Genomic DNA, 13,341 nt, shown 5'->3' with positions numbered 1-13,341 from the left:
CGGCAGTAGGTTAACCCTATCTGCTGCCGGAGACATTGCCATGCCTGAGTACAAAGCTCCCTTGCGCGACATGCGCTTTCTGATCGACACCGTATTCGATTTCCACGGCCACTACGCGGCCCTGGGCGCCACGGATGCCAGCCCGGACATGGTCAGTGCGATCCTCGAAGAAGGCGCCAGGTTCTGCGAAAACGTACTCGCGCCGCTCAATCGCAGCGGCGATGAAGAGGGCTGCCATTTCGATAATGGCGTGGTGACCACTCCCAAAGGCTTCAAGCAAGCCTTTGCCCAGTATGTGGAAGGCGGCTGGCACGGCGTGGCGGCAGACCCGGCCTACGGTGGCCAGGGCCTGCCCCATTCCCTCGGCCTGGTGTTGAGCGAGATGATCGGCTCCAGCAACACCTCCTGGGGCATGTACCCGGGCCTGACCCACGGTGCGATGTCGGCCATCCACGCCCACGGCACCGACGAACAGAAAGCCACCTACCTGAGCAAGCTCACCGCTGGCGAATGGACCGGCACCATGTGCCTGACCGAAGCCCACTGCGGCACCGACCTGGGCTTGATCAAGACCCGCGCCGTGCCGCAGGCGGACGGCAGTTACGCGGTCACCGGCAGCAAGATCTTCATCTCGGCCGGCGAGCACGACATGAGCGCCAATATCATCCACCTGGTGCTGGCCAAGCTGCCGGACGCGCCGGCGGGTACCAAGGGCATCTCGTTGTTTATCGTGCCCAAGTTCCATGCCGACTCCGGCGAGCGCAATGCGGTGCACTGCGGCTCCATCGAACACAAGATGGGCATCAAGGCCTCTGCCACCTGCGTGTTGAACTTCGATGGCGCCAAAGGCTATTTGATTGGCGAGGCGAACAAGGGCCTCAACTGCATGTTCACCATGATGAACCACGCCCGCCTGGGCACGGGAATGCAGGGCCTGTGCAACGGTGAAGCGAGCTTCCAGGGCGCGATCAAGTACGCCAACGACCGCTTGCAGATGCGCTCGCTCACCGGCGCCAAGGCCCCGGAGAAAGCCGCTGACCCGATCATCGTGCACGCCGATGTACGCCGCATGCTGCTGACCATGAAGGCTTTCAACGAGGGCAACCGCGCGTTGACCTATTTCACCGCGCAACTGCTCGATACCGCGCACCTTGGCAGCGACGCTGGCCAACGCCAGGAAGCCGAGGACCTGTTGGCCTTCCTCACGCCGATCTGTAAAGCCTTCATGACCGAAACCGGCCTGGAGGTGACCAACCACGGCATGCAGGTATTCGGTGGTCATGGCTATATTCGCGAGTGGGGCATGGAGCAACTGGCCCGTGACGCACGGATTGCGCCGATCTATGAAGGCACCAACGGCATCCAGGCCCTGGACCTGCTCGGGCGCAAGGTGCTGGGCAGCCAGGGCAAGTTGCTGCGTGGGTTTACCAAAATTGTGCATAAGTTCTGCGCGGCCAATGCCGAGCATGCGCAACTCAAGGCCCATGTGGCGCAACTCAATGAACTGAACCAGCAATGGGGCGAACTGACCTTGAAGGTCGGCACGGCGGCGATGAAAAACCCTGATGAAGTGGGCGCGGCGGCCATGGATTACCTGATGTACAGCGGTTACATCATCCTCGCCTACCTGTGGTTGCGTATGGCGATCGCGGCGCACGGCCAGGACGACCAAGGGTTTGCCCAGGCGAAGCTTGCGACCTGCGACTTTTATTTCAAGCGCTTGTTGCCGCGTACGGCCATGCACCGTGCTGCGGTAGAGGCAGGGAGCGAATGCCTGATGAGTCTCCCAGCTGACGCTTTCTCCCTGTAGGAGCGAGCTTGCTCGCGAAGAACGTCAACGATAACGCGTGCTTGCTGAATGAACGCGGCGCCTGTGAGTTTTTCGCGAGCAAGCTCGCTCCTACAGGAAAGCTTCCTTGTGTGACTGGTAAATACTTAACGGTCACGAACGGACCCTATGTGTCTGAAAAGTTGTTCGGGTACACTCGGCGTTTGTAAAACCGATCCTATCGAATCACTTTTCACGTTCTCACGAGGTTTGCCATGGCTGATTACAAAGCGCCGTTGCGTGATATGCGCTTCGTCCTCAACGAAGTGTTTGAGGTCGCTAATACTTGGGCCCAGTTACCGGCATTGGCAGACAGCGTTGACGCCGAAACCGTCGAAGCGATCCTGGAAGAGGCCGGCAAGGTCACCGCCAAATCCATTGCCCCGCTCAGCCGCGGCGGCGATGAGCAAGGCTGCCACTGGGCGGACGGCGCCGTGACGACTCCCGACGGTTTCCCCCAGGCCTACAGCACCTACGCCGAAGGCGGCTGGGTAGGCGTGGGCGGCGACCCGACCTACGGCGGCATGGGCATGCCCAAGGCGGTGTCGGCGCAGGTTGAAGAGATGATCAACTCGTCGAGCCTGGCTTTCGGCCTGTACCCGATGTTGACCTCCGGTGCCTGTGTATCGATCAACACCCATGCCAGTGAAGAGCTCAAGGCCACCTACCTGCCGAAGATGTATTCGGGTGAGTGGGCCGGTTCCATGTGCCTGACGGAAGCCCATGCCGGTACCGACCTGGGGATGATCCGCACCAAGGCCGAGCCTCAGGCGGACGGCTCCTACAAGGTCAGCGGCACCAAGATCTTCATTACCGGTGGCGAGCATGACCTCACTGAAAATATCATCCACCTGGTGCTGGCCAAACTGCCTGACGCACCGGCCGGGCCCAAGGGCATCTCGCTATTCCTGGTACCGAAGTTCCTGGTAAATGCCGATGGCAGCCTGGGCGCGCGTAACCCGGTGAACTGCGGCTCCATTGAACACAAGATGGGCATCCAGGCCTCCGCCACCTGTGTGATGAACTTCGACGAAGCCGTGGGTTACCTGGTCGGTGAGCCCAACCGTGGCTTGGCTGCGATGTTCACCATGATGAACTATGAGCGCCTGGGCGTCGGTATCCAGGGCTTGGCTTCTGGCGAGCGGTCCTATCAGAACGCGATTGAATATGCCCGCGACCGTCTGCAGAGCCGTTCCCCGCTCGGCGCACAGGCCAAGGACAAGCCGGCAGACCCGATCATCGTGCATCCGGATGTCCGTCGCATGTTGCTGACCATGAAGGCGGCGAACGAAGGCGGCCGGGCGTTTTCCACCTACGTGGCGACGCAGTTGGACATCGCCAAGTTCAGCGACGATGCGCAGGCGCGCGAGCGTGCCGATAACCTGGTGGCGTTGTTGACGCCAGTTGCCAAGGCGTTCCTCACTGACCTGGGCCTGGAAACCACCGTACTCGGCCAGCAGGTGTTTGGTGGTCACGGTTACATCCGCGAGTGGGGCCAGGAGCAATTGGTGCGTGACGTGCGCATCACCCAGATCTACGAAGGTACCAACGGCATTCAGGCCCTGGATCTGATGGGGCGCAAGATCGTCGGCAGCGGCGGTGTGTTCTATACCTTGTTCGCCGATGAGATCCGCCAGTTCATCGCCGCATCGGGCCCTGAGTTGGCCGAGTTCACCAAGCCCCTGGGTGTGGCAGTAGGTAACCTGGATGAGCTGACGGCCTGGGTGCTGGACCGCGCCAAGAGCAATCCTAATGAAATCGGCGCAGCCTCGGTGGAATACCTGCATGCCTTCGGCTACATGGCCTATGCCTATATGTGGGCGCGCATGGCCAAGGCGGCGTTGGGCAAGGAAGGCGAAGAGGATTTCTACGCCAGCAAACTGGGAACTGCGCGTTTCTACTTTGCCCGTCTGTTGCCGCGTATCCACTCGTTGAGTGCGTCGGTAAAAGCCGGTAGCGAATCACTGTTCCTGATGGATGAAGCCCTGTTTTAAGGGGGAGGAGGGCGTGTAAGCATTCTCTTACATGACGTGCTGCTAATCGTCCTCTATCGCCATATTGGATCCACGGCTAATCTACTTCACATGGACGTCGCGCAGGAAGCGCAAAGCAACAACACGGACACGTAGGATTCTGCCAGGACGGCGGAGTGAAATGGATGTCAGGGAAACAGTCTGCAAAGCCCCGCTTCGGCGGGGTTTTCTTTTGCCCGCGAAAAAGTCAGGCGGTTGCCGACGGGGCATTCATCACGTCTTCCAGCAGGGTGCGCAGCAACGCCACCGTCGCCTGCTGGCGTTGCACATCGCGGCATACCAACCCCACTTTCAGCGGCACCCTGGGCTCGCTCAAGGGTTTCCACAGCAGTGCCTTGCTGTTGTGTTCGTCCTGGGAGCGCCCAGGCAGCACCGTCGCCAAGCGAGTGTGAGGCAGGCTGTCGAGAATGCCCACCATGGTATTGAGCTCCGCCTGCACTTGCGGACGCCGCCCGAGGTTGGACAGTTGGCCTTGCCAGATCTGCCGAACCTGAAACTCTTCCCCCAGCAGCAACATCGGTAACTCGGCGGCTTGTTTGAGCGAGACTTTCTTGAACTCGCGCAACGGATGATCTTCGGGTATCACCAGCTTCAGCTCGTCTTCATACAGCAACACGCCGTGCAGGCCCGGCTGACGGGGTGGCAGGTAGCTGATGCCGATATCGAGTGAGCCATTGAGCAACCGCCGCTCAATCTCAAGCCCGGTCAGCTCGTAGATCTGCACCACCAGATGGGGCTGGGCCTTGCGCACGCGCTCAAGCATCTGCGGCACCAGGCTGGTGTGCACGGTTTGCAGCACGCCGATGGCCAGGGTGCGCATGGCCTGGCCCTTGAAGTTGCGCAGTGCCTCCACGGCTTGCTGCATCCCATCAATGAGCGGCAACGCGTGGTTGTATAAAGTGTGCGCCGCCAGCGTTGGCAGCAGACGCTTGCTGCTACGTTCGAACAGACTTACATCAAGGTTCTGTTCCAGTTGGCGAACCTGTTGCGACAGCGCTGGCTGGGAGATCGACAGACGCTCCGCGGCGCGGCCTACGTGGCCTTCCTCATACACCGCGACGAAATAACGCAGTTGCTTGAAATCCATAAGGTTTGCTTATCGAAAAAGCTGGAAAATCGAAATGGCCGCTGGCCCCCGAGGCGCCTAGTCTAGCGCCTATTCGCAGGGCTTACAGGGCCGGATCGGACAATGAACAGCGTTTTTGTTGATAGCGTTTACATAGGCAAGGCAAAAAATCTGAAGACCTTATTGGCAGGCGGCATCGACCAAGGTCAGGTTGCCAACGGAGGTGAAGTGTGAACTTGTTCCGTCGCTTCGCGCCGAGTCTGGATGACCTGCTTGTGCATGCCCCGCGTGCAGAGGTTTCCAGCCAGTGCCTGATGCCCACTGTGGCGCGCCCGCCCCAGGTGTTTGTGCAGGGGCAGGGCTCCTGGCTTTCGGACGCTGACGACCGCGCCTATCTGGATTTCAGTCAAGGCGGCGGCGCCAACAGCCTGGGCCACAGTCCTCAGGCCGTGCGCGACGCCATTGCCGAACAGATGCACACCGTGATCAACCCTGGCCTGGGTTTGCACAACCGCGCGCAACTGGACCTCGTCGACCGTCTGTGCCACCACACCGGCAGTGATCAGGCCTACTTGCTCAACACGGGTGCCGAAGCCTGTGAAGCGGCCATTAAGTTGGCACGCAAGTGGGGCCAGCTGCATCGTGGCGGCGCTTACCACGTCATCACGGTAAGCAATGGCTGCCACGGCCGGAGCCTTGGGGCGATGTCGGCGTCGGCCATGGCCTGCGAAAACCGGTTCGAACCGCAGTTGCCAGGTTTCAGCCAAGTGCCGTTTAACGATCTGCCGGCCCTGCATGCAGCGGTCGATGCGCAGACCGTCGCCATCATGCTGGAGCCGATACAAAGCGGCGGCGGTGTCGTCCCTGCGACAGAACATTACCTCAAAGGCGTCGAACGCCTGTGTCGTGAGCTCGGGATCCTGCTGATCTTCGACGAAGTGCAAACCGGTATCGGCCGCTGCGGCAGCCTGCTCGCCGAACAGCAATACGGCGTGCGCGCCGACATCATTGCCCTGGGCAAAGGCCTGGGCGGCGGTGTGCCCTTGGCGGCGCTGGTGGCGCGTGGTAATGCCTGTTGCTTCGAACCGGGCGAGCTGGACGGTACACATCACGGCAATGCACTGATGGCATCTGCGGGTATCGCCGTACTCGACGCTCTATTGGAGAACGGCTTTCTCGAGCACCTACGCGAATCCGGCTTGTACCTCGCAGAAGGCCTTGCCCGGCTTGCCTACCGTTACGACCATGGGCCCTTGCGCGGCAACGGGCTGCTTTGGGGCCTGACACTGTCGGACGATTGCGCCGCAGCAGTGGTCAAGGCCGCGCTGCTCGAAGGCCTGATTCTCACCTCCTCACAACCTGACTGCCTGCGCTTTACCCCTGCGCTGAATATCAGCAAAACCCACATCGACGAAATGCTGCTGCGGCTTGCCCGCGCCTTTTCTCGGGTGCGCACCGCTCAAGTGCAATGCCGCAAGGGCATCGCCGTTTGACCCCAGTTTCCTGAACCGTCTCGCGGCATACGCGGCGCCTCCAGCCTGATTCTTTTGGCTGGGGGCGTTTTTTTGTCTGGGTAATTTCTGGTGTGAAAACGTTGATTGAGCCTCCCTGGGAACAGTGGTTTCTTAGCGGACGTCGGCAAGGACCGCCGATGGGGCACAGCGTGCTCGACTTTTAATCTATACCACTGGGTGGTATGTTTTTGTGAAGGGACCTCCGTGAAGCTCAGGTTGTTTAAAACACGGCGATTTGCCGAGGCGGCCAACAAAGCCTGGATCTGCGATTCGGAGTTGAGGGAGGCGTTTGGCGAAATGCTGAGGGGGCAGGCAGATAATCTGGGCGGTGGTGTCTGGAAAAAACGCCTCAACCAAAATCGACATCGTTCAATCATATTGGCCAAGGGTAGGCACTATTGGGTTTATCAGTTGCTGTTCGCGAAGAAGGATCAAGGCAACATTACGTAGAGCGAACTTGTTTGGTTTCGATCACTGGCCAAAACTTATGAAAGGTTAAACGAAGCACAGATTCAGCAAATGCTGGATCTCAAGGAGTTTGTGGAGATACATCATGACCAAGAAGTATAAAAGCGAGGCGTTTGAGTCCATTCACCAGTCAGCCAAGGCACTTCATGCTGTCGGCGCCATCAGCAAAACCACTCTGCGAGAATATGATGAGGCGTGCTTATCCATGCCAGATCAAATCCCTGCCGAACAGATCAAGCAACTACGTGAAAGCAGCCATGTCAGCCAACCTGTGTTCGCCCGCTACCTGAACACCAGCGCGTCCACGGTCAAAAAATGGGAGTCGGGAGAGAAGCGGCCCAGTGGCATGGCGCTCAAGTTATTGAGTATCGTGCAAAAACATGGCCTGCAGATTCTGGCCTGAGATGGCCCAATGCCAGAATCCACTGAACCCTCACGAACCGCCAAGGTCGATTAGCTACACGGCTCACACGAGCCGATTTTCTGGAGCTGACCCATGGACATCATTCGTATCATCATCGCCATTCTGCTGCCGCCATTGGGTGTGTTCCTGCAAGTAGGTTTCGGCGGTGCATTCTGGCTGAATATCCTGCTGACCCTGTGCGGTTACTTCCCTGGCATCATCCACGCGGTGTACATCATCGCCAAGCGTTGAGGCCCTCAGCCTTTTGCAATGAGCCTTGAGTTGCGCTCATTGCGAAAGGCAAGTTGCTCGATGGTCTGGGTGGCATGTTCGGCCTCTTCCCGCGCTTGCAGGATGATGCCGTGCTGCTCGGACTTGCTGCATACAGGGTCGGCATTGCTGGCGTCACCAGTGAGCATGAAGGCCTGGCAACGGCAGCCGCCGAAGTCCTTTTCTTTTTCGTCGCATGAACGGCATGGCTCAGGCATCCAGTCGTAGCCACGAAAGCGATTGAAGCCAAACGAGTCGTACCAGATGTGCTGCATGCTGTGGTCGCGCACATTGGGAAACTGCACGGGCATCTGCCTCGCGCCGTGGCAGGGCAGGGCGGTGCCGTCGGGTGTGACTGTCAGGAAGATGCTACCCCAGCCATTCATGCAGGCTTTGGGGCGCTCCTCGTAATAATCCGGTGTCACGAAGATCAGCTTGCAGGGGTGGCCTTCGGCTTCCAGCTTGGCACGGTATTCATTGGTGATGCGTTCGGCGCGTACCAACTGCTCGCGGGTGGGCAGCAAGCCCACGCGGTTGAGCTGTGCCCAGCCGTAGAACTGGCAGGTGGCGAGTTCGACGAAATCTGCTTCCAGCGCAATGCACAGCTCGATGATGCGGTCGATCTTGTCGATATTGTGGCGATGGGTGACGAAGTTCAGCACCATCGGGTAGCCGTGGGCTTTCACCGCTCGGGCCATTTCCAGTTTTTGCGCGAAGGCTTTTTTGGAGCCGGCCAGCAGGTTGTTCACCTGTTCGTCACTGGCCTGGAAGCTGATCTGTATATGGTCCAGGCCGGCTTTCTTGAAGTCGCTGATTTTTTGTTCGGTGAGGCCGATGCCAGAGGTGATCAGGTTGGTGTAGAAACCCAGCTTGCGGGCCTCGCCGATTAGTTCGGCCAGGTCCTGGCGCACCAGCGGCTCGCCGCCGGAAAAACCCAACTGCGCAGCTCCCATTTCACGGGCTTCGCGAAATACCTTGATCCATTGTTCGGTGCTCAGCTCTTTGCCCTGCTCGGCGAAATCCAGCGGGTTGGAGCAATACGGGCACTGCAGCGGGCAGCGATAGGTCAGCTCGGCCAGCAGCCACAGAGGTAGGCCGATGGCTGGTTTTTCAGGCAAGGGTGATCCAGTGCTCAGCACGGGCGACCTCCATGAATTGCTCGATGTCGTCACTCAGCTCTGGCACACCGGGGAACTGCTTATCCAGCTCGGCAATGATTGCCGCAACGTCGCGCTCGCCGTCGATCAGGCCACCGATCAATGCGGCGCTGTCGTTGAGCTTGATCATGCCTTCGGGGTAGAGCAACACGTGGCCTTTCTGAGCAGGCTCGTACTGGTAGCGATAGCCCTGGCGCCAGGTCGGTTTTTTGCTGCGATCAAAGCTCATAGGGTGATCCCTTTATGCCATACCCGCTGTTCGGTCACGCTGTGATACGGCGGGCGTTTGAGTTCATAGGCCATGCTCATGGCGTCCAGCATGCTCCAGAGGATGTCCAGTTTGAACTGGAGAATTTCCAGCATGCGCTCCTGCCCCTCGCGGGTGGTGTAGTGCTGCAGGGTGATCGCCAAGCCGTGTTCCACATCGCGACGGGCTTGGCCCAGGCGTGTGCGGAAGTATTCGTAACCGGCCGGGTCGATCCACGGGTAATGCTGGGGCCAACTGTCGAGGCGCGACTGGTGGATTTGCGGCGCGAACAGCTCGGTCAGCGAGCTGCTGGCGGCTTCCTGCCAGCTGGCGCGGCGGGCGAAATTGACATAGGCGTCCACGGCGAAGCGTACGCCGGGCAGCACCAACTCCTGGGAGCGCAGTTGGTCGGGGTCCAGGCCCACGGCCTGGCCCAGGCGCAGCCAGGCTTCGATACCGCCGTCTTCACCGGGCGCGCCGTCATGGTCGAGCAGGCGCTGGATCCATTCGCGACGGATTTCACGGTCTGGGCAGTTGGCCAGGATCGCCGCGTCTTTCAGCGGGATATTCACCTGATAGTAGAAGCGATTGGCGACCCAGCCTTGGATCTGCTCACGGCTGGCGCGGCCTTCGTACATCGCCACATGGTAAGGGTGATGGATATGGTAGAAGGCGCCCTTGGCGCGCAGGGCTGCTTCGAACTCAGCCTTGCTCAACGGTGTGTCGGTCATTTCTATCGCTCCTACAATTCAATGCTCATGCCGTCGTAAGCCACTTCGACATTGCGCCGCACCAGCTCCGCTCGCTCGGGGGAGTCTTCATCGAGGATCGGGTTGGTGTTGTTGATGTGGATAAGCACTTTGCGCTGTTTGGGCAGTTGCTCGAGCACTTCAAGCATGCCGCCGGGGCCGTTCTGTGCCAGGTGGCCCATCTCACGCCCGGTGCGGGTGCCGACGCCACGGCGCTGCATTTCATCGTCGTCCCACATCGTGCCGTCCACCAGCAGGCAGTCACTGCCGGCCATGATGTCCAGCAGCGGTGCGTCGACCTTGCCCAGGCCCGGGGCGTAGAACAATTTGCCGCCGGTGCGCAGGTCTTCGACGATCAGGCCAATGTTGTCACCGGGGTGCGGGTCGAAACGGTGCGGCGAATAGGGCGGTGCGGCGCTGCGCAACGGCAGCGGGGTGAAGCGCAGGTTGGGGCAGGCCGGGATGGTGAAGCTGGCGTCCAACTCGATGCGGTTCCAGGCCAGGCCACCGTTCCAGTGGGTCAGCATGGTGAACAACGGGAAACCGGTGCTCAGGTCTTCGTGGACCATGTCGGTGCACCACACCTGGTGCGGGCAGCCTTCGCGCAGGCTCAGCAGGCCAGTGGTATGGTCGATCTGGCTGTCCATCAGGATGATTGCGCTGATGCCGGTATCGCGCAGGGCGCGGCCCGGTTGCATGGGCGCAAAGCCCTGGAGTTGTGCGCGGATATCCGGCGAGGCATTGCAGAGCACCCAATTCACGCCATTGTCGGAGATCGCGATGGATGACTGGGTACGCGCCTGGGCCCGCAGGCTGCCATCGCGAAAACCTGCGCAGTTCACGCAGTTGCAGTTCCACTGCGGGAAGCCACCGCCGGCGGCGGAACCTAGAATCTGGACAAACATGATCGCTCCATCAAGCACAGCTCAAAACAAAAACGCCCCGGGCGAACCGAGGCGTTGTGTCACTCAGCCAATTAACGGCTGGCGAAGTACATGGTGACTTCGAAACCAATACGCAGATCAGTGTAAGCAGGTTTGGACCAGGTCATATTCTTACTCCTATCAAGGGATGGGACGTTCACTACCAAGTAATACATATAGTCCACCTCCCATTGGAGATGTTCAGATATTGCTGCGCAATGTTACGCAATTTTATTCAAGTTAGCGCTGTCTCGGTGGAGAAAGCCTGTTGCAGGGTTGGCAATGATCACGGCGCTGCTTGCCAGTCGTCGCTGATGCGCGGCCCGTTGGCCACGCATTGCCAGCCGCCTGCGGCGTCATTGAGTCGTTGCGCGGCGCGCTGCACATCCTCGCGCGTGCACGCTTGGATCAACTGTTGAATCTGATCCAGATAACCCGACGAATGGCCTGCCAGGTGCGCATGCCAGAGCAAGTCGGCAGCTTCGTTGATAGGCAGCGTCTGGGCCGCGAACTGCTGTGCGAGGGCCTGGTTACCCAAGTCGGGACTGCGCTCGATCAACGACGGCAGTTGCCCCAGGAAGGCCTGCAACTGTTGGACGATGCCGTCTAGGGAGATGGTGGGCGACTGCACCCCAAACAACAGGCCTGTTTGGCCGTTGATCTGTCGGATGCCGCTGAACACGGCGTAGCCGATTTGCAGTTCGACTCTCAAGCGCTGGTAGAACGGCCCCTGGAGCACGTGCCCGAGCAACCGCCAGTTGGCTTCATCGGCTAGGGATTGAGTCGGCGTCGGGCAGAATAACAGTAGCGCTGCTTCGCTGGATTCGGTGCTGACTGCGTGCCAGCGCTTTTGTCCGTCAAGGACGTGAGGTGTATAAGGCACGCTTGCCGGTTGCCCAGGCAGCCGGGCCGCTGCGGCTTTGATCGCGGCTTCACTGGCGGGGGGTAGGCCAGCGCCCAGCGCCTGCCAGCGCGCGGTAGCCCATGATGCTGTTGTCTCCTGAGGCTGGGGCTGAACACCCGCGCAGCAAGCGGGCAACGCCTTGAGCAGTTCGCGGATGGCGATCATCGGCACGGGAGCGGTCGGTGGCAAAGGTTCATCCGAGTCACTCAGACACCGCGCCAACGCTTCGAGCACCGCCGGCATGGGCTCGTGGAGGCCGTGCATCTTCACTTGCCAGTCAGTGGCGATCGTTTCGCAAGACAACTCGACGCCGGCCTGGCGTGCCTGTTCGCGCAACGGCCGCAACAGGCTTTCCAGCCCGGTGGGTACCGCCGAGTCAAACCGCCACTGCAGGTACAGCGCGCCTTCGCCAGTGTCCTCCGCCAACGCCTGGCTGAAGGTCAACGCTGACAGCTCCCGTCGGCCCCGTGAGCGATCCTGGGCAAAGGTGCGCAAGCCACGGTGGGCGCTGGTTTGGCCACGAATCAGGCCCGCGCGTTCTTCCTTGGCGGGCGCACGAAGCAAAGGGTTATTGGGCGGCAGTTGCCAAGGGTGCCGGGAGGCGGGCAGGTGCAGTGAGTCGAGCATGGCCTTGAGGACTGCGGCGCCTTGTTCCGACAGGTCTTGGGCATCGTTGCGCGCCAACGCCAGGGCGCCTTGGACCTGTTGCTGGCGAGCATTGAGTAAGGCGAACTCTTCGCGTAATGCTGTCCAGTCGCTGTGTGCGAAGAAACTCAGCCAGTCGTGCAGCAACTCTTCGATCGACGTGGCCGGTTCGCGCGCGCTGCCGAGAGTGAAGTGGATATCCAGCACGGCTTGATCCGCGAATTGGTACAGCACGGACGCCTGCAGCGCGGTGGCCAGTCGTCGTGCTTGCAGCTCGGCGAGCAACCCACCGGCGGCCGAGGCGTTGAGCCAGGTGCAGAGAAACGCCAGCGCTTCCCGTGGCGCGTTACAGGTAATGACCTGATGCAGGTGTTGGCCGGCGACGTGCTGATAACGGTGTGCCGGGCCATGCATCAAGGCCGGTGGAGCGGCCTGGGGGTGCAATGGGCCGGGCGTCAGTTGGTCACTGAACTGCTGGGCCAAGGCCTGCAGGTCGGCCAGCGATTGTGGACCGGCGAGGCTCAAGGTCATCTGCCCGCTTTGATAAAAGCGTGCGTGGAACCCTCGCAAGGCATGCTGAAAGTCGTCGCTTTCCACCGGCAGGCTGTCGCGGTTGCCGGCATGAAAACCGCGCAGGGGATGATCCGCCGCCAAGCCTTGCAGCAGCGTCACTTGCTGTTGGGCCTTGGCATCCTGGGACCAGGCGATGAACTCCGCCTCCAGCACTTCGCGTTCACGTTGTTGATCGTCGAGGGCCAGGCGCGGGTGAGCCAGCATGTCCGCCAAACGCGCCAGCCCGTCTGCAAAAACCGGCACCGGCAGTTCAAAGAAGAACTCGGTGGTGCGCTCACGGGTGCTGGCGTTGACCTGCCCACCGTGGCGCTGCACGTAGGCCATCAGCCCTTCGCCGGCTGGAAAACGCTCGGTACCGAGAAACAACAAGTGCTCAAGAAAATGCGCCAGCCCAGGCCAGGCCAATGGCACGTCATGGCTGCCGGCAGCCACGTGTAAAACGGCGGCGCAGCGTTTCAAGCGTGGCGCATGGCGCAGGCAAACCCGCAGGCCATTGGCGAGGGTCAGGTGAAGGGGATGAGGGTGAACCGGCGCAGGCATGGGCACTTCCGAGGCGTGGGA

12 protein-coding genes and 1 pseudogene are annotated in these 13,341 nt (G+C 60.5%); 6 read left to right on the top strand and 7 right to left on the bottom strand.

The genetic code is table 11. From position 1 onward, the window contains the following. Nucleotides 1–40: 40 nt before the first annotated feature. Both ACP7CZ_RS24855 and ACP7CZ_RS24850 read left to right on the top strand, forming a co-directional pair. A complete protein-coding gene (locus ACP7CZ_RS24855) occupies nt 41–1,810 on the top strand; it encodes an acyl-CoA dehydrogenase C-terminal domain-containing protein (protein WP_070415475.1) in 1,770 nt (589 codons plus the stop codon). Nucleotides 1,811–2,043: 233 nt separating this feature from the next. Continuing rightward, nucleotides 2,044–3,822, top strand: a complete 1,779-nt coding sequence (locus ACP7CZ_RS24850) for an acyl-CoA dehydrogenase C-terminal domain-containing protein (RefSeq protein WP_294138630.1) — start codon at nt 2,044–2,046, stop codon at nt 3,820–3,822. Nucleotides 3,823–4,048: 226 nt separating this feature from the next. Here the strand turns inward: ACP7CZ_RS24850 and ACP7CZ_RS24845 are convergent, their stop codons facing one another. Further along, the gene (locus tag ACP7CZ_RS24845) at nt 4,049–4,948 is read right to left on the bottom strand and encodes a LysR family transcriptional regulator (RefSeq protein ID WP_294138632.1); all 900 of its coding nucleotides are present in this window, start codon (nt 4,946–4,948) and stop codon (nt 4,049–4,051) included. Nucleotides 4,949–5,157: 209 nt separating this feature from the next. Between ACP7CZ_RS24845 and ACP7CZ_RS24840 the strand changes: the two genes are divergently transcribed. The 4 genes and pseudogenes from ACP7CZ_RS24840 to ACP7CZ_RS24825 all read left to right on the top strand — a co-directional run bounded on the left by ACP7CZ_RS24840 (nt 5,158) and on the right by ACP7CZ_RS24825 (nt 7,564). Further along, on the top strand, nt 5,158–6,420 hold the full coding sequence (locus ACP7CZ_RS24840) for an aspartate aminotransferase family protein (RefSeq protein ID WP_294138634.1): 1,263 nt from the start codon (nt 5,158–5,160) through the stop codon (nt 6,418–6,420). Between the two features lie 225 nt (nt 6,421–6,645). Then, nucleotides 6,646–7,011: pseudogene (locus tag ACP7CZ_RS24835) on the top strand (type II toxin-antitoxin system RelE/ParE family toxin). After that, on the top strand, nt 6,995–7,312 hold the full coding sequence (locus ACP7CZ_RS24830; protein WP_014720197.1) for a helix-turn-helix domain-containing protein: 318 nt from the start codon (nt 6,995–6,997) through the stop codon (nt 7,310–7,312). Before ACP7CZ_RS24835 ends, ACP7CZ_RS24830 begins: the two are co-directional and overlap by 17 nt. Nucleotides 7,313–7,405: 93 nt before the next feature. Next, complete coding sequence (locus tag ACP7CZ_RS24825) at nt 7,406–7,564, top strand: YqaE/Pmp3 family membrane protein (RefSeq protein WP_003194776.1); 159 nt, start codon at nt 7,406–7,408, stop codon at nt 7,562–7,564. 5 nt (nt 7,565–7,569) lie between these two features. Here ACP7CZ_RS24825 and pqqE read toward each other — a convergent pair whose 3' ends face one another. The 6 genes from pqqE to pqqF form a co-directional block, all read right to left on the bottom strand. Next, nucleotides 7,570–8,700: a pyrroloquinoline quinone biosynthesis protein PqqE gene (gene pqqE / locus ACP7CZ_RS24820; RefSeq protein ID WP_052200001.1), complete on the bottom strand. Its 1,131-nt coding sequence runs from the start codon at nt 8,698–8,700 to the stop codon at nt 7,570–7,572. Further along, nucleotides 8,693–8,968: a pyrroloquinoline quinone biosynthesis peptide chaperone PqqD gene (gene pqqD / locus ACP7CZ_RS24815; RefSeq protein WP_034128838.1), complete on the bottom strand. Its 276-nt coding sequence runs from the start codon at nt 8,966–8,968 to the stop codon at nt 8,693–8,695. The genes pqqE and pqqD overlap by 8 nt, the downstream gene beginning before the upstream one ends. Then, nucleotides 8,965–9,717 carry a pyrroloquinoline-quinone synthase PqqC gene (pqqC, locus tag ACP7CZ_RS24810; RefSeq protein WP_003194770.1) on the bottom strand — a complete coding sequence of 251 codons (753 nt, stop codon included), beginning with the start codon at nt 9,715–9,717 and terminating at the stop codon, nt 8,965–8,967. Before pqqC ends, pqqD begins: the two co-directional genes overlap by 4 nt. Nucleotides 9,718–9,728: 11 nt before the next feature. Then, complete coding sequence (pqqB, locus tag ACP7CZ_RS24805) at nt 9,729–10,640, bottom strand: pyrroloquinoline quinone biosynthesis protein PqqB (protein ID WP_034128837.1); 912 nt, start codon at nt 10,638–10,640, stop codon at nt 9,729–9,731. Between the two features lie 71 nt (nt 10,641–10,711). After that, nucleotides 10,712–10,786 carry a pyrroloquinoline quinone precursor peptide PqqA gene (gene pqqA / locus ACP7CZ_RS24800; protein WP_003194766.1) on the bottom strand — a complete coding sequence of 25 codons (75 nt, stop codon included), beginning with the start codon at nt 10,784–10,786 and terminating at the stop codon, nt 10,712–10,714. A gap of 158 nt (nt 10,787–10,944) precedes the next feature. After that, the gene (gene pqqF, locus ACP7CZ_RS24795; protein ID WP_080757750.1) at nt 10,945–13,320 is read right to left on the bottom strand and encodes a pyrroloquinoline quinone biosynthesis protein PqqF; all 2,376 of its coding nucleotides are present in this window, start codon (nt 13,318–13,320) and stop codon (nt 10,945–10,947) included. Between the last annotated feature and the right edge of the window lie 21 nt (nt 13,321–13,341).

Origin of the sequence: Pseudomonas sp. DWP2-2 (genome assembly GCF_049897065.1) — a bacterium.
Lineage (GTDB): Bacteria > Pseudomonadota > Gammaproteobacteria > Pseudomonadales > Pseudomonadaceae > Aquipseudomonas > Aquipseudomonas paracarnis.
The sequence above is the reverse complement of the archived record's forward strand: the minus strand, read 5'-3'. Positions and strand labels throughout refer to the sequence as shown.

Coding starts and splice junctions, on each gene's coding strand:
- ACP7CZ_RS24825 (WP_003194776.1), top strand. CDS start 7,406: ATGGACATCATTCGTATCATCATCGCCATTCTGCTGCCGCCATTGGGT.
- pqqF (WP_080757750.1), bottom strand. CDS start 13,320: ATGCCTGCGCCGGTTCACCCTCATCCCCTTCACCTGACCCTCGCCAAT.
- ACP7CZ_RS24850 (WP_294138630.1), top strand. CDS start 2,044: ATGGCTGATTACAAAGCGCCGTTGCGTGATATGCGCTTCGTCCTCAAC.
- pqqD (WP_034128838.1), bottom strand. CDS start 8,968: ATGAGCTTTGATCGCAGCAAAAAACCGACCTGGCGCCAGGGCTATCGC.
- pqqC (WP_003194770.1), bottom strand. CDS start 9,717: ATGACCGACACACCGTTGAGCAAGGCTGAGTTCGAAGCAGCCCTGCGC.
- pqqB (WP_034128837.1), bottom strand. CDS start 10,640: ATGTTTGTCCAGATTCTAGGTTCCGCCGCCGGCGGTGGCTTCCCGCAG.
- ACP7CZ_RS24830 (WP_014720197.1), top strand. CDS start 6,995: ATGACCAAGAAGTATAAAAGCGAGGCGTTTGAGTCCATTCACCAGTCA.
- ACP7CZ_RS24855 (WP_070415475.1), top strand. CDS start 41: ATGCCTGAGTACAAAGCTCCCTTGCGCGACATGCGCTTTCTGATCGAC.
- ACP7CZ_RS24845 (WP_294138632.1), bottom strand. CDS start 4,948: ATGGATTTCAAGCAACTGCGTTATTTCGTCGCGGTGTATGAGGAAGGC.